A 21,434-nucleotide genomic window follows, 5' to 3' on the forward strand; every position below is an offset into this window, starting at 1 on the left:
GAAGATATGTTTCAACGGCAGGGTTAACTTCAAGGCTGGAAAAGGACAGCCGTTTACACAAAATTATTGACGGTCCCAAAAGCATATAGAATAGCCGGGCTAAAAATATTTGTCGCCCGGCTGCTTTATGTTATTTAATATTGAAATTATTTTTGGAAGCTGACTGTACGAAAAAGTATTCCGGATAATAACCCTTATACCATTCCACGAATTTGCCGATGCCTTCATCAAGCGAGGTAACCGGCTTGAACCCGACAGCTTTCTGCAGGCTGTCAATGTTCGCATATGTGGCCTGCACGTCCCCCGGCTGCATCGGCAGGTATTCCTTCCGGGCTTCCATGCCCAGATGCTTTTCCAGGGTTTCGATGAATTCCATCAGAGCAACCGGCTGGTTGTTACCGATATTAAAGACCTGGTAAGGCGCATAGCTTGTCGATGGATCCGGATGTTCGGCATCCCAATCGCTGTCGCCGGTCGGAACAGCCGGAATCAGGCGCACAATGCCCTCCACGATATCGTCAATATATGTGAAGTCCCGCATCATGTCACCATTGTTGTACACCTGAATCGGCTCCCCGTTCACGATTTTGTTCGCAAACTTGAAATAAGCCATGTCCGGCCGTCCGAACGTTCCATATACAGTAAAGAATCGCAGGCCGGTCGTCGGCAGGTCATACAGATGGCTGTACGTGTGCGCAAGCAGTTCATTGGATTTTTTCGTTGCCGCGTACAGGCTGACCGGATGATTCACGCCGTCCTCCGGCGAGAATGGCATTTTTTTGTTGGCCCCGTACACTGAGCTCGAAGACGCATAAATTAAATGCTCCACCTGGTGGTGCCGGCACATTTCCAGAATGTTGGAGAAGCCGACAATGTTGGATTGAATATACTTATCCGGGCGCTCGAGGCTGTAGCGGACACCGGCCTGCGCGGCCAGGTTGATGACGGCCGTGATCGTATATGTATGGAAAATCTCCTGAAGAGCAGTAGCGTCGGCCAGATCCAATTCGTGAAAGTGAAATTCGTCGTGTTTTTCCAGCCGCTCCTGTCTGCTATACTTTAAGTTCACGTCATAGTAATCGTTATTGTTATCAACGCCGACGACTTCATAGTCTTCTTCCAATAAACGTTCCGCTGTATGCATGCCCACAAAGCCATTACTTCCTGTCACTAAAATCATGTTGCGTACCTCCGTTATCATTTAATATTTTTATTATGTTAATTATTGTCCGAATTAAGAAAACATATCTATCATATAACAAACGACTCCTTCTATGAAATGGACAAAGGAAAATTATGCCATAAATCATGAAGATAGCGCGATACTAGCAAGCGCTAAAAAATAATGATTTTGGAGTTCCCCCTAAAATATTGAAGTTGGCTGTTGAAATTATTGCCATATAAGAGGAAAATAGCTTTGTATTGAGTTTTTATTGCAGTTTTAAAATCTATGAAATATGTATTCGAATTACATAATTTAAGATTAAAGGTATAATAATCGAATGTATTACCAATAAAATCAAGACTGAAAATGAATTATGTTCATTAATTCTATAAATGAATCGTAAAAGTATAGATAGGGCTCACTTTAATTTACATAAAGGGGCGGAATGAACTAAAAGATTATTATTACTTAGAGGAAGGGATAGAGAAAACCATGGGGTTAAAGCAGAGACTGCTGGCTTTAGTATGTTTAGATTCAGCTATTGTTATTTTTTCTATATTTATTTGTAACTTTATTTTAGTAGCTGATGTAAGTTCTGTAGATCGTGTATTAATTACAAGTGCGATCGTTTTATTGATTGTCCATCATATTTGTGCTTATTATTTTAAATTATATAAAAAGGCATGGGAATACGCCAGTGCTAATGAAATAAAGTCTATCGTCTATGCTGTTACGATTTCTGTAACTGTTTCAGGATTAATGCAGATATTCATATTTCAAGAATTATATGCTCGTACGCTAATCATGACATGGATGGCTCACGTTATTTTGATTGGCGGCTCAAGAATGGCATGGCGTTTATATCGCGATACTTATATTTCAAACAACAAAGATGGGAAAAAAACACTAATCGTTGGGGCAGGTTCGGCAGGCACGATGGTGGCCAGGCAGTTAAAACAGGAAACCAACTCGGGGTTACTGCCCGTAGCCTTTTTAGATGATAACCCTTCAAAGCGAGGGTTAGAAATCATGGATCTTCCGGTTTATAGTGGAATAAAGGACGTTAAGAGAGCGGTAGAAAAATTTTCAATTGAACATATTATTATAGCTGTTCCTTCCTTAGAAGGTGAAGAGTTAAACCAAGTCGTTAACGTTTGCACTGAAACAAAAGTTAAAACTCAAACTCTGCCTCGTATGGAAGATATTATGCTTGGCAAAGTAGAAGTTACACAGTTTAAAGACGTAGATGTAGAGGATTTATTGGGGCGTGAACCTGTTAAGTTAGATGTGGAAGGTATAGCTGACTCCATTTCTAACAAACGAGTGCTGATAACAGGAGCAGGGGGATCGATTGGCTCAGAGATCTGCCGGCAAATTGCTCGTTTTTCCCCAGAAGATATCGTTTTACTCGGCCATGGTGAAAACAGTATATATTCCATCGAAATGGAACTTAGAAATAGTCTTCCAGAATTGAAAATTTCGACAGAAATTGCTGATATCCAAGATAAAAATAAGTTGTTTCAGGTTTTCAAAAACAGAAAGCCCCATGTGGTTTTTCATGCAGCAGCGCACAAACATGTGCCGCTTATGGAGCGTAATCCAGAAGAAGCAGTAAAAAACAATGTACTAGGTACGAAAAATGCAGCAGAAGCCGCGGAAGACACAGGAGTCAACACATTCGTGATGGTTTCTTCAGACAAAGCAGTTAACCCTACGAGCGTGATGGGGGCCACAAAACGTTTGGCTGAAATGGTTGTGCAACATATGGATTCAATTAGTAAAACAAAGTTTGTAGCCGTGCGCTTTGGGAATGTACTCGGAAGCCGAGGGAGCGTTATTCCATTATTTAAGAAGCAAATTCAAAACGGCGGTCCAGTAACAGTTACCGATCCTGAAATGGTCCGTTATTTCATGACCATTCCAGAGGCCTCAAGATTAGTTATTCAGGCCGGAGCTCTTGCAAAGGGTGGAGAAATCTTTGTACTTGATATGGGCGAACCAGTAAAAATCGTAGACCTTGCGAAAAACTTGATTAAACTTTCTGGTTATACGGTAGATGAAATCGGGATTAAATTCAGTGGCATCCGTCCAGGAGAAAAAATGTATGAAGAACTTCTTAGTAAAGAAGAAGTTTATGAAGAGCAAGTATACCCTAAAATTTATATAGGTAAATCTAGTGAAATAAATATCAATGAAATTATCAAATTCATCAAAAAATGTGAGAACATGGAAAAGGATGAAATAACGAAACTTGCGCTTTCAATCGCTAAAGGTGAAAGTAAAGAACAACATTATCTTTCAGGAATTAGCGAGCATGCTAGTTCTAATAACTAATAAATTGAAATTAAAGATAAATAAGGGAGACCAGAATGGAAAACTATTCGAAAATAAAAAGGATTATAGACTTAGATTTAACTTTAATAGCTGTAGTTATATTAACGCCTTTAATTTTATTATTAGCGTTATTTATTAAATGTGATTCTAAAGGCCCCATTCTATTCAAGCAAAAACGTATTGGCAAAGATAAATCGACTTTTTATATTCTAAAATTTAGAACAATGAAAATCGAAACTCCTAAAGATACTCCTACTCATAAGTTAGAAAAACCTGAAAAATATATTACAAATATGGGGACGTTTTTAAGAAAAACTAGTCTTGATGAGCTCCCACAATTATTTAATATCCTGAAAGGTGAGATGAGCATTGTAGGTCCTAGACCAGCTCTTTGGAACCAATACGATTTAATACAGGAAAGAGATAAATATAATGTTAACGAAATAAAGCCTGGTTTAACTGGTTGGGCTCAAGTGAATGGAAGAGATGAACTTCCTATTGGAATCAAAGCTGAATTAGATGGAGAGTATGCAGAAAAAAGCAGTTTAAGCTTCGATTTGAACATATTATGGAAAACATTTTTGAGCGTGTTGAAAAGTGAGGGAGTAAGAGAAGGCAGACTTAATCACGGGAGAGACAAAATTAGATGACAAAAATTTTAATAACCGGCAGTAACAGTTATATTGGGGAACATTTCAAAGGTTGGATTGAAAAAAAGAATGAACATTACCTAGTAGAAACTATTAGTTTAAGGAACGAAGATTGGAAAACTAAAGATTTATCAAAATACGATGTAGTTTTACATTTGGCTGGCATTGCCCACAATTCTTCATATTCTAAAAATAATGAACTTTATTACAAAATAAATCGAGATTTGACTGTTGATTTTGCTAAAAAAGCAAAAAATGATGGCGTGCAGCAATTTATTTTTATGAGTAGTATCATTGTGTATGGTAATGATTTTTCTTCTAATAAAATTATTTCTAGCGAAACTGAACCTAAACCTGATAATTCTTATGGTGATAGTAAATTAAAAGCAGAAAAAAGTCTTCAAACTCTAATTAACGAAAATTTTAAAGTTTGTATTATTCGTCCACCTATGGTTTATGGAAATTCATCAAAAGGCAATTATGAAAAACTAGTAAAATTAGCAAAAAAGCTGCCTTTATTTCCTGAAATAAGTAATCAACGTAGCATGCTTCATATTGATAATCTTTGTGAGTTTATTTATTTAATGGTTAAAAACAAAGAAACTGGTGTACACTTTCCTCAAAATAAAGATTATATAAAAACATCTGAAATGTTTAAAGCGATTAGGAAAGCTAACGCAAAGAAAACAATATTAACTAGAATTTTTAATCCTTTTATTAAGCTTTTAATTAAACGATTCTCAACTTTTCATAAATTGTTTGGTACTTTAATTTATGAAAAAGATTTAAGCTTTTATAGAGAAAATTATCAAGTGAAAGATTTTAATGAATCGATAAATACGAAAAAAGCAGAGGATAATTCGAAAAAAATATGCATGATTTCATCCTCTGGGGGACACTATGAGCAGTTAAAAATGTTGAGAGAGTTAACAAAAGAAAATGAATTATTTTGGGTTACTGAAAAGACAAAATATACTTCTGCAGCAGATTACTATTTATTACAAACAGGTAGTAAAGACAAACTGTTTATGTTGAAAATGTTTATAAATTTTATATATACGTTGAAAATTTGGATTAAAGAGAAGCCGGATTACATAATCACTACAGGAGCTATGATCGTGTTGCCAATGGCATTTTTGGCTAAACTATTTCGAAAAAAAATTATTTTTATAGAAACCTATGCAAGAGTCCACGAAGGGACACGGGTTGGGAAGTTGATGTACAAACACGCTGATTTATTTATAGTGCAATGGGAAGCACTGAAAAAAACGTATCCTAATGCTGTATATGGAGGTAGTATTTATTGATTTTCGTATGTGTGGGCTCTAGAGAATATCAATTTAATAGATTACTAAAAGAGTTGGACAGGTTAATAGATAATGAAGAGTTAAAAGAAGAAGTCTTTGCCCAAATAGGACAGTCTACTTACATTCCAGAAAATTATAAATTTGTGAGGTTTATGTCGAGCGATGATTTTAAATTAAATCAAGGACAAGCAGATTTAATTATATCTCACGGAGGTACGGGAGCTTTAATAGGGGCTTTAAAATTAAAAAAACAAGTAATAGCTGTGCCAAGGTTAGCTGTTTATGGGGAACATATAGATGATCATCAAACTGAGGTTGTAAACGTATTGGAAAATGAAGGATACTTAAAAAGTGTTAAACAAATAGAAAAATTAATTGAAAAAATTTATCAAATTAAAGCTCAACCTATAGAAAAGCAATACAGTAAAAATTCAACAATGTTAAATTTGATCAAAAATTTCATTTTAAAGAATAGTTGATTTAAAGTGCCTTATAAATCAATACGAAAAGAGGTGAAGAAATGTTTAACACTTTGAGAAGACGTTTAACAAAAAAAAATGTTATTAGGTTTTTTTTAATTGTCTCTATCATTAACGTTTTTACTTTTTCAGATTTAACATTACTATCTATATTTACGCAATTAATTTTTGTGACTGTAGTTTTTTTATATTTTTTTTCGAAGGGTAGTATTACTTTTTCAAGTTACTTAGTGTGGATGAGTGCGTTTATTGTATGGGGAACTTTTACTATCATTTTTTCCTACGATACTGAGGTAGCAATAAACGCTACAGTAAACTTAGCTTTAAAGTTTTTATTTTATATAGCAATACTGATGTTCATAGATAATGAAAGGGATTTCAATTTAGCACTAAAAACAATAGTGGTGGCTAGTATTCTATTGATTTTGCGTTTGGTAATGATGACGCCTGGTTATGAGTGGGGCACAGATCGGCTTGGTGAATCTATTGGTTTAAATCCAAATAGAATAGGAATCATTATAACTTATTCTAGTATTTGTGCTATGTTTTTGGCGAAAAAACTAGAACAAAAAAAATATTATATTTTTTTATTTCCTTTCTTATTAGTTGGATTATTGAGCGGGTCAAAGAAAGCCATATTTTCTACAATTATCGGTTTATCAGTAATGCTAATATTCTACACTAAAAAAGCAAGTTCAAAAATTATAGGAATGTTTTCAGCACTTATAGGTTCTATTGTTATATATTTTATAGTGATGAATAATACTTTACTGTACGATATAATAGGCCAAAGAATTCAAGCCTTTTTCTCATTATTTAATTCTACGAATGATGTGGACGCTTCAACTAATGCGAGATTAAGCATGGTAAAAGAAGCATGGTATTTATTCAAGGAAAGCCCTTTGACAGGATATGGGTTTAATAATTTTAAAGAAATTAGTTTCTATGGTACATATTCACATAATAATTATGTGGAATTATTAACTTCTGTGGGTATAATAGGGACTTTAATATATTATAGTTTTCCAATTGCTTTATTTATTCTTTCTATTGTTAAGATGTGGAAATATAAAAATGAAAACTACAGTATAATTATTGTATTTTTACTAATCATATTAGCAATGGATGTTGCTCTTGTTTCATACGATCATATAATAACTCAAATTATTTTAGTATTATGTGTTATCTATTTTAGAATTTTAAAGAACAAAGAAAAAATACTTTATTATAAAAAAATTAAGGAGAATTTTTGTGAATAAAAAAATTAATTTATATTACGCAGATATGGAAAACATGGGAGACTTATTAAACATATTATTGGTTAGAGATTTTTTTGGTTTTGAAGTGCAGCGAAAGACCGTATTGAATTGTGAAATGGCAGCAATAGGAAGCGGGTTAGGTAATTTCACTTGGTCAAAAAAACCAGGGATTAATATTCTCCAAAAAATATTTCAATTTAATTCTAAGGAAGTTAATATTTGGGGATCTGGCTTTATGTTTGATAACGTGCAAAACGGAGGAAAGGATAACAGCTTTTTCAGAAAAAACATTACTTTCAATGCAGTTAGAGGAGAATTAAGTAAAAAAAGAGTAGAGACCATAATTAATGAAAAACTTGATATCCCAACTGGAGACGGAGGTTTATTAGCTTCTTATTTGGTGGAAGAACCCGTGGAAAAACGTTTTTCGGTGGGTATAATCCCTCATTTTAGAGAACAAGATTTGCCAGGGTTTAACGAATTACTAAAAAAGTTTCCTGAAGCGAAAACCATTAATTTAAGAGATGAACCTATGAAAGTTATTAAAGAAATTGCTCAATGTGAAGTGATTATTTCGAGTAGTTTACACGGGTTAATCGTTGCTGACAGTTTTGGAATTCCTAATCAATACATAGTCGCTTCTAACGACAGATTAAGAGGCGATGGTTTTAAATTTAGAGATTACTATTCCGCATTCAATTTGGAAGTTTCTCCTATAAATATTAACGAAGATTATTCTTTAACCACTAAAGAAATTATAGACAATTATGAAGTTCCTAAAGAAGTAGTAGAAATTAAAAAAAGACAACTTATTGAAGCATTTCCTTATCAGATTAGCTAAATGAATTTTGTATTTTAAAGGAGTCGCCATATGAAAGATATTTTATTCTTAAGTAATAGATATCCCACCAAAGCTAATCCTACTCAACATGTGTTTGTTCAACAGTTAGTATGGTCATTAGCAGATAAAGGATTTAGATGCAGTGTTATTTCACCAAGGCCTTTAAGTTTAAAACAAAATAAAAATGAAAAATTCCCTTTGCACACAGTGGAAAAAACTCATAATAACTCGTCTATTAACTTGTATTTCCCAACATATGTTTCTTTTGGTCAAAAAAAACTTTTTGGGGTGAAGACAGCAAGAATAACTGCTAAAAATTTCAATTTTGCTGTTAATAAACAGATAGAAACCTTGGAGAATCGACCCGATATTGTTTATGGGCATTTTTTGTCTCCAGCAGGGGTCTCTGCTAGTCAGATAGGTTCCAAAATAAATATCCCTTCATTTGCTGCTTATGGAGAAAGCACTCCCTGGTCGATTTATAATTACGGTGAAACAAAAATGAAAAAAGAGCTAAAAAATTTATCAGGTATTATAGCCGTCTCTACAGAAAATAAAAATCAATTAATAAAAATGGGTATGGCTAGTTCTACAAAAATAAAGGTATTTCCAAACTCTATTCGGAGTGAACATTTCTATCCTAGAAACAAAAAAGAAGCCCGAAAGAAATTTGGTTTCAATGAAAAAGACTTCATAGTTGCTTTTGTAGGTCAATTTAATGAAAGGAAAGGCGTAATGCGTGTCGCTCAAGCTTTAGAAGATATAGAGGGGCTTTCAATTGCATATGCAGGGAAAGGCAACCTGGCTCCTCCTAAAAAAAGTGCGATATATTGTGATACCGTGACACCGGAAGATATGCCGGATTTTTTAAGTGCGGCTGATGTATTTGTACTTCCAACTCTTAACGAGGGGAGCTGTAATGCGATCATAGAAGCTCTTGCTTGTGGATTACCTGTAGTTTCTTCTGATCGTCCATTTAATTATGATTTTTTAGACAGTACTAATTCAATATTAATAAATCCTTTAAGTATTTCTGAAATAAAAGAATCAATACTATATCTTAAAAATAATTCAAATAGACGTGAGAAAATGACAAAAGCTAGCTTAAGTAAAGCAAAAGAACTGACCCTTGATAAAAGGGCGGAAAATATCATGAATTGGATACAGTATAGGAGTTATTAAGAAAATAAATATAGGTTTTTTTAAGAAAGGGAAATCAATTTGAGAAAAATATTATTTAGTGATCCACTTAAATTCATTAGGCCTATAGCAAGAAGAGGATGGTTAAAATGGATCCCCGATGTAACTTATTTAAAGTTAATGTATTATATAGCATTAGGAAGAAAATTAACTCTAAATAATCTCAATACTTATAATGGGAAACTACAATGGTTAAAGTTATATGATCGCAGACCAGAACAAAGTATTCATGTAGATAAATATCTAAACAGGAAGTATGTAACGGAAACTATAGGAGAAGAATATTTAGTTCCCTTATTTGGAGTGTATAATCGAGTAGAAGACATTAACTGGGAGGCTCTGCCCGAACAGTTTGTTTTAAAATGCACGCATGGGTGCGGGTCTAATATAATTTGTAAAAACAAAAAAGATCTAAATGTTAAAAAATCAAAAAAATTACTAAAAACATGGATGAAAAGAAATTGGTACTGGTTTGGAAGAGAATGGCCTTACAAGCACCTTGAACCTAAAATCATATGTGAACAATACCTTGCCGATAATATAACTGATTATAAATTTATGTGTTTTCATGGAGAACCTAAATTGGTTCAAGTCCACTCCAATAGAAACACAGAAAAACAATCTTTGGACTTCTATGATATTAATTGGTCTAAAACTGAAATAACAAGGGACAAAAAAAGTAGTGAATATGAATTATCGGCCCCTCGAAACCTTGAAACAATGCTTGAATTGGCTAAGGCGCTTTCGAAAAATGATGTACACGTTAGAATAGATTTGTATGAAGTTAATAACCATATTTATTTTGGAGAAAAGACGTTTTATTCTGCATCAGGTTTTAAACCCTTTGCAAAAAAAGAATATGATGAGTTGTTAGGAAACTGGTTAAAAATTACTTAATATTTTAAGGTTTTAGAGAAATCTACTAAAGGGGCAGAAGAATGGAACTTTTAATAGGGGGAGATTTAGCCCCAACAAAAACGAATGAATCTTTATTTATAAATGGCGATACACATTCATTATTAGGTGAAGAATTATGGTCACTTTGGAAGCAAGCTGATGACCGTATTTTTAATCTAGAAATACCACTGACTGATAAGCTTAACCCCATTAATAAAGTAGGACCAAATTTGCAGACTTCTACCTCAACAATAAAAGGGATAAAAAAATTAAATCCTAGTTTAATAACCTTGGCTAACAATCACATATTAGATCAAGGGGAAGAAGGATTAGCTTTTACTATAGAACAATTAACAATAAACGAAATACCGTTTTTAGGCGCAGGAAGCAATAGTATAGAAGCGCGCAAACCCTACATCATTAATAAAGAGGGTTTAAAAATAGGAGTTTATGCTTGCGCGGATGAAGAATTCTCCATTGTTTCAAACGGTTCAGCGGGCGCTAATCCTTTAAACTTATTAGAAAGTTTTGATCATATAAGGAGTCTAAAGGACCAATGTGATTATGTTATTGTCCTTTACCATGGCGGGAAAGAAAATTATCGTTATCCATCCCCAAACCTACAAAAAATTTGCAGAAAAATGAGCGATAAGGGGGCAGATGTAATAGTTTGTCAACATAGTCACTGTGTGGGCGCTATGGAAAACTATTGTGGATCAACTATTATTTATGGACAAGGGAATTTCATTTTTAATAAGTATAAAAATGAATTTTGGAATACTAGTCTCATTTTACGCTTAAACTTTTCTCAAGATATAAAGGTTGATTATATCCCAATAGTAAGAACAAATAGAGGGGTAGAGATAGCTCAAGGAAGTATTAAAAAGGAAATTTTATCGAATTTTTTTCGGCGCTCTGAGGAAATATTAATTGAAGGGTTTGTGGAAGAAAAATTTCTGGAGTTTGCTGAAGATAATGTAAATTCATATATTAAACGATTTGCTGGTATGGGCAAATGGTGGTCACGAATTGATAGAAAAATTTTGAAAGGCAAATTGGCAGAAAAAAAATACAGTCGCCATCAACTTTTAGTTTTGCAAAATTATCTCGAATGTGAAGCTCATAGAGAGCTAGCTGTAGAAGGTATCAAAAATAGAGTAAAAAATAAAAAGTAACTATCAATTCATATAATTTTATTAAATTTTAAAGGTTGAGGATGATATGAAAGAGCCCATTTTAAGTATTTGCTGTACAACTTATAATCAAGAAAAATACATCTCAGACGCTTTAAATAGTTTTGTGAATCAAAAAACAGATTTCCCTTACGAAATTCTTATTCATGACGATGCTTCTACAGATAGTACTCCAGAAATTATTAGGAGTTTTCAAATGAAGTACCCAGATATTGTTAAACCTATTTTTCAAACTGAGAATAAATATTCTAAGGGTATTAGGGTCAACTCCACATATAATTACCCAAGAGTTAGAGGTAAATATATGGCTTTATGTGAAGGAGATGACTATTGGACATCTGATGAAAAATTACAAATTCAAATAGAGGAAATGGAAAAAGATTCCACCGTTAGTTTATGTACTCACGCTTCAAAAAAAATTAATACAGAAAAAAAAATCGTTGGAAGAGTTAGACCAGCTAGACATACAACTTTTTTCAACACAGATGACGTGATATTGGGGGGAGGAGGAATGTTTGCTACTAGTTCAATGTTGTTTAGAACTAGATTAATCCGATCACTCCCTAATTTTTTTGTCCAAGCTCCTATTGGGGATTATCCATTGACAATACTTTTATCATTTTATGGGAAAGTGAAATATATTGATGATTTTATGTCTAACTATAGAGTCATGGCTGAAGGATCCTGGAGCAGTCGTACAAGATTAAATACAGGAAAAAAGCTAGAACACCATGAAAAAATAAATAAAATGTTAGAAGAGATTGATAAGTATTCAGATTATAAGCATCATAAAGCTATACGTAAGCATATATTTGATAATGAAATTAATCTTTTAATGAACATTGCTGATAAAGAAAATATTAAATCTAATAAGTTTAATCATGTTATTAATAATTTATCTAGAAATCAAAAAATAAAACTGTATGGAAAAGTCTACACTCCTTTTATTATTAATACTTTGAAGCGTGTAAAGTATCTACTAAAATAATTGATTCGTTACTACGTTTATTGTTTAATTTCATAGAATTTATTAACCAAAGAATCGGAGTAAATATATAATGCAAAAAGGTCAACTGAAAAACAAAACAATTTTCGGCCTTTTTTGGTCTTTTTTAGAAGTTATATCAAAAAACGGGATTCAATTGATAGTTCAAGTTATTTTGGCTCGCCTTTTGTTACCCGAGCATTTTGGTTTAATCGGTATGATAACAATATTTATAGCTATCTCCACTACATTTGTACAAAGTGGATTAGACCAAGCTTTAATTCGAGAGAATAATATAGGAAACAGAGACTATTCCACAGTCTTCTATTTTAATTTATCAGTTTCCGTAATATTGTATTCTTTAATTTATTTTTCTGCTCCAATAATTTCCAATTTTTTTGAGGAACCCCAATTGGCTGAAATTTTAAGAGTTATTATGATTGTAGTGATTATCAATTCTTTTTCGGTTATACAAAGAGTCATACTCACAAGAAAATTAGATTTTAAGACTCAAACCACTGTTAGTATAATTTCCGGCATAATCTCAGGTGCATTAGCTATAATTGCTGCCTTATATGGGGCTGGTGTATGGAGTCTAGTCATTCAGCAAGTAGCTATGCAATTTATTCTGGCAATTTTATTAATTGCAAGTAATAGATGGAAACCTTCACTGGTATTTGATGTAGACTTATTTAAAAAATACTTTAACTTTGGATACAAATTACTGTTGTCGAATCTAATAGATACTGTATATAAAAACATATACTTTGTTATCATTGGTAAACTCCATCCTGTAAATGAATTGGGCTATTTTACGAACGCTACAAAATTAAGAGACATTTCTTCAAAATCAGTAACTCAAGCAATTCAAAAAGTGACTTACCCAGTGTTAAGTAAAATGAGAAGTAATAATAACAGATTATCAAATAACTATAAACAATTACTTAAAATGACTTCTTTTTTCAATTTTCCGGTTATGATGGGTTTAGCAGCAACATCTGGAAAATTCATTCCGTTGTTATTAGGTGAACAGTGGACTCCTTCTGTGATATATTTTCAATTATTGTGTTTTGCTGGAATGTTATATCCTATTCATGCTATTAATTTAAATGTCCTAAAAGTTCAAAATAGATCAGATTTATTTTTATTTCTAGAAATTATAAAAAAAACAGTATTAACTTTGCTGATTGTAATAGCGGTAGTTTTAGATTTAGGCATTATTGGACTTATTTTTGCGGCTATTATTAATTCTTTTCTTAGTTTATTTATTAACACTCATTTTACTGCAAAAGAGATTAACTATTCTTTTTGGAATCAAGTCAAAGATATGGCACCTTCCTTTATATTGTCAATTCTCATGGCTATGTTTGTATACGGAATAGGAAACACTTTAAATCTACCCTACGGCATTGATTTATTGATTCAAATATTAGCGGGCTTTATTTTATATATAGGCGGAAGTATAGTATTAAGGAGTGAAGAATTGTCAATTGCTCTCAAACTTATCAATAATATGAAAAAATAACCTATTTCTTTCTTGGTTTAATTATTAAAAATTGAAAGGTGATTTTAAATGGCCATTCCCATAACTAAACCATCTATGCCTGATTATGAAGATTATATTGAAGAAATAAAAGATCTATGGGAATCACAATGGTTAACTAACAATGGCGTTAAACATCAAAAATTAGAATTAGAACTTTCTAGTTATTTAGATATAAAAGAATTAAGTTTATTTACGAATGGGCATCTAGCTTTAGAGTCTGCTTTGGAAGCACTTGAATTGGAGGGGGAAGTAATAACAACACCTTTTACTTTTTCTTCTACCACTAATGCGATTATTAGAAATGGTTTAAAGCCAGTTTACTGTGATATTAATTTTTCAGATTATACAATAGATACAAAGAAAATAGAAGAATTAATAACTGAACGTACAGTAGCTATTTTGCCTGTTCATGTTTATGGAAATATATGTGATGTAAAAGAAATCGATAAGATAGCTAAAAAACATGAGATTAAAGTTATATATGATGCTGCTCATGCATTTGGTGCTACAGTAGGTGGGAAAGGAATAGCAAATTTTGGCGATATCTCAATGTTTAGTTTTCACGCTACTAAAGTTTTTAATACCATAGAAGGTGGGGCAATAATAGCGAAGGATAAAACAATAATTAACAAACTCGATATTATTAAAAACCATGGTTTGGAAAATGATGGGACAGTGAATTATGCGGGAAGTAATGCAAAAATGAATGAATTCCAAGCCGCAATGGGGCTGTGTAATTTGAAGCGTTTAAAGATCGATATTTACAAAAGAAAATTATTAGTAGAACGTTATAAAAAGCATCTAAATAATATTAAAGGAATCAAAACTTCAGAAAAACAATTAGGGGTTGAAAGTAATTACTCCTATATGCCTGTAATGTTCGATGGGTATCATTTAAACCGAAATGAAGTATTTGAAAAGTTAAAATCTGAAGGAGTTAACGCTAGAAAATATTTTTATCCTCTGACTAGTTCTATTAGTAATAAAAATAATGAAGAAAATTTAAAGAATATACCAATAGCTAAATACGTTTCGGAAAGAATTCTTACTTTACCTTTATATCCAGAGCTAGAATTAAAAGACGTTGATAGAATTTGCTCTATCATATTGAATAATAAAAAATAAATGCAATTTTAGGGAGGTCATTATGAAAGGCATTATATTATCAGGTGGGTCTGGCACAAGATTGTATCCTTTAACTCAAGCCACTTCTAAGCAAATATTGCCGGTTTATGATAAACCTATGATTTATTATCCATTATCAGTATTAATGCTTGCAGGAATTAGAGAAATTTTAATTATTTCTACTCCTAGAGACACGAAAATATTTCAAGAATTATTTGGAGATGGGGACCATCTGGGTTTAGATATTCAATATGAAATTCAAGAAAAGCCTAGAGGGTTAGCTGATGCTTTTATAGTTGGTGAAAAGTTTATAAATGGTTCTCCAGTAGCTTTAGTATTGGGCGATAATATATTTTATGGATCTAATTTTGGGAACATAGTTCAACGTGAATCTAAGTTGAAAGAAGGAGGGCTGATTTTTGGATGTTATGTTAGAGACCCTAAGCGTTACGGGGTAGTAGATATTGATAGCCAGAACAATGCAATTTCAGTTGAAGAAAAGCCTGATAATCCTAAATCGCCATATGCGATACCTGGTCTTTATTTTTTTGATGGTAAGGTTGTTGATTATGCTAAACGAGTAAAACCGTCAGAGCGAGGCGAATTAGAGATTACTTCAATTATTGAACAATATATGGCTGAGGGTAAACTTAAGGTTCAAATTATGGGCCGAGGACTCGCTTGGTTAGATACAGGTACACATGAAGCTTTGTTAGAAGCTTCAAACTTTGTAGAAGCCGTCCAAAAGAGACAAGGATTGTATATTTCATGTATTGAGGAGATAGCTTATCGCAGAGGATATATTTCTAGTGAACAAGTTGAAAAATTAGCAGTTCCATTACTAAAAACTGATTATGGTAAATATTTAATGGAAATTATTAAAACAGAAGAAAGGTAATTTTATATGAATATATTAATCACAGGCGGGGCTGGCTTTATTGGAGGAAATTTTGTTCACTATATGGTCAATAATTACCCAGAATATAATATTTATAATTTAGATGCATTAACCTATGCGGGTGAACTTTTGAAACATAAAAGTATAGAAGAAAATAAAAACTACCATTTTGTTGAACAAGATATTACAAATCGTCAATTTATATTTAAGTTATTTCGAGAGAAAAACTTTGATTATGTTATACATTTTGCTGCAGAAAGTCACGTAGATCGTTCCATAAGTGATCCAGAAATTTTTACAAAGACTAATATATTAGGTACGCAAGTATTATTAGATGCGGCTAAAGAAATAAACTTGAAAAAATTTGTACATATTTCCACTGATGAAGTTTATGGGGAACTAGGGTTTGACCCTAAAACGATTTTCACAGAAGATTCAAAGATAAAACCTAATAGTCCTTATAGTGCTAGTAAGGCATCTTCAGATTTATTAGTACATGCTTATCACGAAACTTATGGATTACCAATAAATATAACGAGATGTTCAAACAATTATGGACCCTACCATTTTCCAGAGAAACTAATCCCTTTAACGATTTCAAGGGTTTTAAACAATGAAAAAGTCCCAGTTTATGGGGACGGAAAAAATGTACGTGATTGGTTGCATGTCGCTGATCATTGTACTGCTGTAGATTTAGTAATGCATAGTGGTATCAATGGAGAAGTATATAATATAGGCGGACAAAACGAAAAAACTAATTTAGAGGTTGTACAAAGTATTATTGGTCAACTAAATAAATCAGATCGCCTAATTCAATTTGTTCAAGATCGTTTAGGCCATGATAAAAGATATGCAATTGATTCTACCAAGTTAAAAGATCTAGGGTGGGAGCCACGCTATAATTTTAATGATGGTATTAAGAATACTATTGACTGGTATTTGGAAAACAAAAAGTGGTGGGAGCAGATTATTAGTGGGGAGTATAAATACTATTTTAAAAATAATTATGATTTATGAAATTAGTTTTAATGCAAAAAAAAATATACGATGTGGAAGTAAACTAAATAAATAGTTAAAGGCAGGTAAATATGAAATTTTCATTTTTGATGTATTCTGATAGATCTGGCAGCAATTTATTAAAGAATATGATAGACAACCACGAGAATATATGTGCTCCTTATACGAAACAAATAATAAACCCAATAGCTAGAAATTTATTTCGATACCAAAATTTAAATGATCAAAAAAATTGGAATACATTACTTGAAGATGTAACTAATCTTTATAATGCAAATCTATCTAGTTGGAAAACGGAAATTGACTTTAAAAAATTAAAAAGTATTTCTACTAAGGGCGAAGTAGGAGAATTAATCAAAAGTATTTACATTGAAGAAGCTAAGCTAAATAATAAAAATCATGTTTTTATTAAAGAAAGTCCAATGTATGAGTTTACACTATTCCTGACTGAAAATTTTATTGATAGTAAATTTATTTATTTAGTTAGAGATCCGAGAGATATGGCATTATCCTGGAAAAAAAGCCCGAGTCATATTGGAGGAGTAATAGAAGGGGCAAAAAGGTGGAAAAAAGATCAATTAGGTTTTCTACGAGATTATTCGATTTTGCATCACAAAGCTAGAGCACTAAAAGTTTATTATGAAGAATTAACTAAAACTCCTAGAAATGAAATGAAAAAAGTATGTGATTTTTTGGGAGAACGATTCGACGAAAACATGTTTGAATATCATAAAAATGAAAGTAATAAACAACATGCTTCGAAGTTCGAGATGTGGAAAAACACAGGACAAGAAATTATGAGAGATAATTCAAAAAAGTATTTAGAAGAATTAACAAAAGAAGAAATAAAATGCATTGAGACTATTTGCTACCCTGAAATGTGCTCTTTAAAATATACTCCTGAATTTGATCAAGAAGATTTATTTAGTGGAAAAGAATTAAAAAATAGAGAAATAGCAGAAAATGAATTACAAAATAATTACAATCCAAATGAATTATCAGAAATTAATGAGTTGAAAAAAAGGATATATAAAAGAATATAACATGTAGAGGAGGGAGACTATGAATATTTTATTCACATCTTCTGGAAGAAGGGGCTATTTAATAGAGTATTTTAATGAAGAATTAAACGGTAAAGGAGAAATACATGTTGGTAATTCGGAAATATCGAGTGCGATGAAAGGCTTTAATAATAGAGTAATAACACCACTCATTAATACCACTGAATATATTCCTTTTTTATTAGACTATTGCAAGAATAATAAGATCGATTTGTTAGTTCCTTTATTCGATATTGATTTACCGATTTTATCGAAAAATGCAAATTTTTTTGCAGATGTAGGAACTAAAGTTTTGGTCTCAGAAGAAGAAGTGATTCAGATTTGTAATGATAAATGGAAAACGTATAAATTTCTAAAGAATAATGGTTTTCATACTCCAAAAACATTTCTAAGAATAGATCATGCTTTTGAAGAAATATCAAAAGAAAAAATGAGTTTTCCTGTAATCATTAAACCAAGATGGGGAATGGGATCTATAGGCGTATACGTAGCTGAAAATAAAAAAGAGTTGGAGGTGTTGACAAATAAATGTAAAAAAGAAATATTGGATACATATTTGCAAATCGAATCTTCTTTGAATATCGAAGAGGCAGTATTGATACAGGAAAAGTTAAAGGGGATAGAATATAGTATGGATGTGATTAATGATTTAAAAGGAAATTACATGAATACTATTCCTTTAAAAAAACTTTCTTCAAGGTCTGGGGAAGCTGATCATGTAAAAGTTGAATTAAACTCTAATTTAGTAAATTTAGGTGAAAATCTCAGCTCTAAAACGCGTCATACAGCTAATTTAGACGTGGATATCTTCATGGTAGACGATATTCCTTATGTAATTGAGTTAAATGCTCGATTTGGTGGGTCTTATCCTTTTAGTCATATAGCAGGAGTTAATTTACCCAAAGCAATAATGAAATGGATAAAAAATGAAACTGTTACGAACTCATATTTAGAAGCTGTAGATGGTACTGAAGGTTATAAACACTTGTCAATTTCTCCAATTTGAAGTTAAAAATTTTGAAAAAATACTTCAAACAAATTTTTCAAATCAAGAGCAAGCTATATGATTTTCAAATATAATCATGGTAAAATAAACATCACGACTTTGAATAATAAATATTTTAGTTGGAGGAACGTATGGAAGAAACACTTAATCTTCAAGATATATATACGACTCTTAAAAAACGTATAAAATTAATCATTGCTACAATACTTGGAACACTAATTATTGGTGCAATCATCACTTTTTTCTTAATGACACCGCAATATGAAGCTTCAACTCAAATACTAGTAAATCAATCACAAACTTCAAATGAAGAATTTTCTTCAACTGATATAGAATCCAGCAGAGACTTAATTAATACATACAATGTAATTATCACCAGCCCGGCTATTTTAGCTCCTGCGGTAGAAAATTCAAATTTTGAAGGGTCAGTAGGGGAATTAAGGTCAAAAATTACTGTGTCGTCAGAGGAAGAGTCTCAAGTCACTACTGTTACAGTAGAAGATACTGATCCTCAAAGAGCAACAAATTTAGCTAATGAAGTAGCTAGCACTTTTGAGCAACAAATCCCAGATATTATGGAAGTTGATAACGTAAGTATACTTTCGGAAGCACAGCTCAGTGATAGCGAAAGCCCAGTTTCGCCCCAACCACTTTTGAATTTGGCCATATCACTGATAATCGGTTCGTTGATAGGAGTAGGAATTGCATTCCTACTTGAATTCTTAGATAAATCAATAAAAACTGAGCATGATGTAGAAAAAGAATTAGAATTACCTATACTGGGAGTAGTTCCTACTATAAGAGAGTCAGAATTCAATAAGTCTTCAAATCAAACAAATTCGAATAAAAGCATGCGTTCAAAAAATCGAGAAGAAAGAAAAACATCATAGTGCATTTTTTGAGAAAAGCCAAAGATAAGGCTTTTCTTTTTTGTTTTGCACTAAAAGTGACTTTTTGTAAGTTAGTAAAATCACAAACTAAATAATCTTATTGACACCGCTTACAAAATACTGTTTAATAAATACTAAGTTAATTAATTTATTTTACTAACTTTTGAAAACGCTTTAATATATTCTACATACACGACTTTCAAAAGCTGGTAAAACACCTAAGGGGGATGGGTTCATGAAAGCATCATATTGGAAATTGGCAGTAGCGGGGGCAGCGTCAGTAGGTCTGTTAACGGCATGCAGCGGCAACAGCGGGGGCGGAAGCGGCGACAGCGGCGGCGATGGCGAAGGCGGCGGAAACGGGAACGGTGAACTGAGCGGCGAAGTGGAAGTATGGTCGTGGAACGTGGCGGCGGCATCGCTGGAGCAGGCGGCCGAGCAGTTCATGGAAGAGCATCCGGACGTGGAAATCACGGTTCAGGACAGCTCGACCGATGACGTGTACGAGCGGCTGACGGTTGGTCTTGGCTCCGGCGGCTCTGGCCTGCCGGACGTTGTATCCCTGGAGTCCTCCCAGCTGGAAAACTACAAATCCCAATTTCCGGAGGGCTTCATGAATCTGTCGGAAAACGGCTTTGACGAACACGCGGATAAATTTACCGAATTTAAAGTGGATGCCGCGCAGGACGAAAACGGTGACTTTGTTTCGATGCCATGGGACATCGGCCCGGCCGGGGTTTTCTACCGGGTGGACCTGTTTGAGGAAGCGGGCGTGAATCCGGATGACATTGAAACGTGGGATGATTACGTGGCCGCCGGCGAAAAGGTCGTGGAAGAAACGGACGCGTTCATGCTGCCGGTGCAGGTGACCTCCGACGACTCCCCGTACCGCGTGTTTTTAGACCAGCAGGGCGTCAGCTACTTTAACGAGGACGGTGAAATCCAACTCGACACCGAAGAAGCCCAGGCGGCGATGGATCTGATGGCGGAAATGAGCGAGAAGGAATTAATCTATAACGCCAACACCTGGGACGCGATGGTCGGTGCGACCGTCAACGGCGATGTAGCTTCGGTTCCGACAGGCGCCTGGTACAGCGGAACGATTATGGATCAGGCTCCGGACATGAGCGGGCAGTGGGGCGTCATGGAGCTGCCGACGTTTGAAGAGGGCACGCCGCAGGCAGCCAACTCCGGCGGATCCAACCTGGCGGTGCTCGAATCCTCGGAAAACCAGGATGCAGCCTATGCGTTCGCCGAATACTTTACCACCAACGAAGAAATCCAGCTCCAGGCCTTTGAAGATTACGGCCTGTTCCCGTCGCTGACAAGCACGTATGAAGACCCGATCTTTGAAGAGCCGGTGGAATACTTTAACAATGAGCCGGTCTACGGGCTGCTTGCTGATACGACCGATAACATTGAACCACCGGTCTACAACTCCGATATCCCGCGGGCGGAAGATGTGATCATGGACGCCCAGTCCTCGGTCATTCTCGAGGGCAACGATCCAAGCAAAGTTATGAGTAACGCCGTCGAACGGCTGGCGAGTGAAACCGGCCGGGAGACATCACAATAACGAAT

At 33.7% G+C, this 21,434-nt stretch carries 19 protein-coding genes; 18 read left to right on the forward strand and 1 reads right to left on the reverse strand.

Going from position 1 to position 21,434, the window contains the following annotated elements; all coding sequences use genetic code 11:
- Positions 1-130 precede the first annotated feature (130 nt).
- Positions 131-1,180 (reverse strand): NAD-dependent epimerase, encoded by a 1,050-nt coding sequence (locus ACTTK7_RS03905; protein ID WP_462865962.1) that lies wholly within the window; start codon positions 1,178-1,180, stop codon positions 131-133.
- Positions 1,181-1,657: 477 nt separating this feature from the next.
- On the opposite strand from ACTTK7_RS03905, the gene ACTTK7_RS03910 reads away from it, so the two are divergent.
- From ACTTK7_RS03910 to ACTTK7_RS03995, 18 genes are all read left to right on the forward strand, one after another.
- Positions 1,658-3,499, forward strand: coding sequence for a polysaccharide biosynthesis protein (locus ACTTK7_RS03910; protein ID WP_462865964.1), 1,842 nt, complete (start codon positions 1,658-1,660; stop codon positions 3,497-3,499).
- Between the two features lie 35 nt (positions 3,500-3,534).
- Complete coding sequence (locus ACTTK7_RS03915) at positions 3,535-4,149, forward strand: sugar transferase (protein ID WP_462865966.1); 615 nt, start codon at positions 3,535-3,537, stop codon at positions 4,147-4,149.
- The gene (gene pssD / locus ACTTK7_RS03920) at positions 4,146-5,456 is read left to right on the forward strand and encodes a PssD/Cps14F family polysaccharide biosynthesis glycosyltransferase (protein ID WP_462865967.1); all 1,311 of its coding nucleotides are present in this window, start codon (positions 4,146-4,148) and stop codon (positions 5,454-5,456) included. The genes ACTTK7_RS03915 and pssD overlap by 4 nt, the downstream gene beginning before the upstream one ends.
- A complete protein-coding gene (gene pssE, locus ACTTK7_RS03925; RefSeq protein ID WP_462865969.1) occupies positions 5,453-5,935 on the forward strand; it encodes a PssE/Cps14G family polysaccharide biosynthesis glycosyltransferase in 483 nt (160 codons plus the stop codon). Before pssD ends, pssE begins: the two co-directional genes overlap by 4 nt.
- A 41-nt stretch (positions 5,936-5,976) precedes the next feature.
- Complete coding sequence (locus ACTTK7_RS03930; RefSeq protein ID WP_462865971.1) at positions 5,977-7,194, forward strand: O-antigen ligase family protein; 1,218 nt, start codon at positions 5,977-5,979, stop codon at positions 7,192-7,194.
- Positions 7,187-8,035, forward strand: coding sequence for a polysaccharide pyruvyl transferase family protein (locus tag ACTTK7_RS03935; RefSeq protein WP_462865973.1), 849 nt, complete (start codon positions 7,187-7,189; stop codon positions 8,033-8,035). Before ACTTK7_RS03930 ends, ACTTK7_RS03935 begins: the two co-directional genes overlap by 8 nt.
- Before the next feature lie 30 nt (positions 8,036-8,065).
- Positions 8,066-9,217 (forward strand): glycosyltransferase family 4 protein, encoded by a 1,152-nt coding sequence (locus ACTTK7_RS03940; RefSeq protein WP_462865975.1) that lies wholly within the window; start codon positions 8,066-8,068, stop codon positions 9,215-9,217.
- Between the two features lie 39 nt (positions 9,218-9,256).
- A complete protein-coding gene (locus ACTTK7_RS03945) occupies positions 9,257-10,132 on the forward strand; it encodes an ATP-grasp fold amidoligase family protein (protein ID WP_462865977.1) in 876 nt (291 codons plus the stop codon).
- 41 nt (positions 10,133-10,173) lie between these two features.
- Entirely contained in the window at positions 10,174-11,307 is a 1,134-nt protein-coding gene (locus ACTTK7_RS03950) for a CapA family protein (protein ID WP_462865979.1), read from the forward strand.
- 46 nt (positions 11,308-11,353) lie between these two features.
- The gene (locus tag ACTTK7_RS03955) at positions 11,354-12,313 is read left to right on the forward strand and encodes a glycosyltransferase family 2 protein (RefSeq protein ID WP_462865981.1); all 960 of its coding nucleotides are present in this window, start codon (positions 11,354-11,356) and stop codon (positions 12,311-12,313) included.
- Positions 12,314-12,383: 70 nt separating this feature from the next.
- Positions 12,384-13,835, forward strand: a complete 1,452-nt coding sequence (locus ACTTK7_RS03960) for a lipopolysaccharide biosynthesis protein (RefSeq protein ID WP_462865983.1) — start codon at positions 12,384-12,386, stop codon at positions 13,833-13,835.
- A 48-nt stretch (positions 13,836-13,883) separates the two neighbouring features.
- On the forward strand, positions 13,884-14,981 hold the full coding sequence (locus ACTTK7_RS03965) for a DegT/DnrJ/EryC1/StrS family aminotransferase (RefSeq protein WP_462865984.1): 1,098 nt from the start codon (positions 13,884-13,886) through the stop codon (positions 14,979-14,981).
- Positions 14,982-15,003: 22 nt separating this feature from the next.
- On the forward strand, positions 15,004-15,879 hold the full coding sequence (gene rfbA / locus ACTTK7_RS03970) for a glucose-1-phosphate thymidylyltransferase RfbA (protein ID WP_462865985.1): 876 nt from the start codon (positions 15,004-15,006) through the stop codon (positions 15,877-15,879).
- A gap of 6 nt (positions 15,880-15,885) precedes the next feature.
- Positions 15,886-16,896 carry a dTDP-glucose 4,6-dehydratase gene (gene rfbB / locus ACTTK7_RS03975; RefSeq protein WP_462865987.1) on the forward strand — a complete coding sequence of 337 codons (1,011 nt, stop codon included), beginning with the start codon at positions 15,886-15,888 and terminating at the stop codon, positions 16,894-16,896.
- Between the two features lie 71 nt (positions 16,897-16,967).
- Positions 16,968-17,939, forward strand: a complete 972-nt coding sequence (locus ACTTK7_RS03980; protein ID WP_462865988.1) for a sulfotransferase family protein — start codon at positions 16,968-16,970, stop codon at positions 17,937-17,939.
- Between the two features lie 19 nt (positions 17,940-17,958).
- Complete coding sequence (locus ACTTK7_RS03985; protein WP_462865990.1) at positions 17,959-18,963, forward strand: ATP-grasp domain-containing protein; 1,005 nt, start codon at positions 17,959-17,961, stop codon at positions 18,961-18,963.
- Between the two features lie 131 nt (positions 18,964-19,094).
- The gene (locus tag ACTTK7_RS03990) at positions 19,095-19,853 is read left to right on the forward strand and encodes a YveK family protein (RefSeq protein ID WP_462865992.1); all 759 of its coding nucleotides are present in this window, start codon (positions 19,095-19,097) and stop codon (positions 19,851-19,853) included.
- A 235-nt stretch (positions 19,854-20,088) separates the two neighbouring features.
- A complete protein-coding gene (locus tag ACTTK7_RS03995; protein ID WP_462865994.1) occupies positions 20,089-21,429 on the forward strand; it encodes an ABC transporter substrate-binding protein in 1,341 nt (446 codons plus the stop codon).
- Positions 21,430-21,434 lie beyond the last annotated feature (5 nt).

Source organism: Marinococcus tarijensis (assembly GCF_054971385.1).